At 65.5% G+C, this 385-nt stretch carries 1 protein-coding gene; it reads left to right on the top strand.

Annotated features, from left to right (window positions below; translation table 11 throughout):
• Positions 1-86 precede the first annotated feature (86 nt).
• Positions 87-385 (top strand): nitrilase-related carbon-nitrogen hydrolase (locus I6F36_RS39410; protein ID WP_346656722.1); only part of this gene is annotated, 299 nt, incomplete at its 3' end.

Below are 385 nucleotides of genomic sequence, written 5' to 3'. Positions count from 1 at the left end.
TCCTGATCCACCGCAACGACAACGCCTTCATGCTCCACACCTGGACGCTCTGACCGCAGCCGAGCGAGCGGACGACGGAGGAAACCGTGACAGCGAAGCGCATCGTCAAGGCTGCGGCGATCCAGATTGCGCCCGATCTGGAGACGCCGGGTGGAACCGTCGATCGGATCCTGGCTTCCATCGCGGAGGCAGCCGGCAAGCGCGTCCAGTTCGCCGTGTTTCCGGAGACGCTGGTTCCCTGGTATCCGTACTTCTCCTTCGTCCGCCCGCCGGTGCTGAGCGGCGCCGAGCATATCCAGCTCTACGACAACGCCGTCGTGGTGCCGGGGCCCGCGACCGATGCGATCGCGCAAGCCGCCAAGCGCCATACCATGGTCATTGTGCT

This window comes from Bradyrhizobium sp. BRP19 (assembly GCF_020194195.1).
GTDB lineage: Bacteria > Pseudomonadota > Alphaproteobacteria > Rhizobiales > Xanthobacteraceae > Bradyrhizobium > Bradyrhizobium yuanmingense.
Note: the sequence above shows the minus strand (reverse complement) of the source record. Positions and strands in the feature narration are given on the sequence as shown.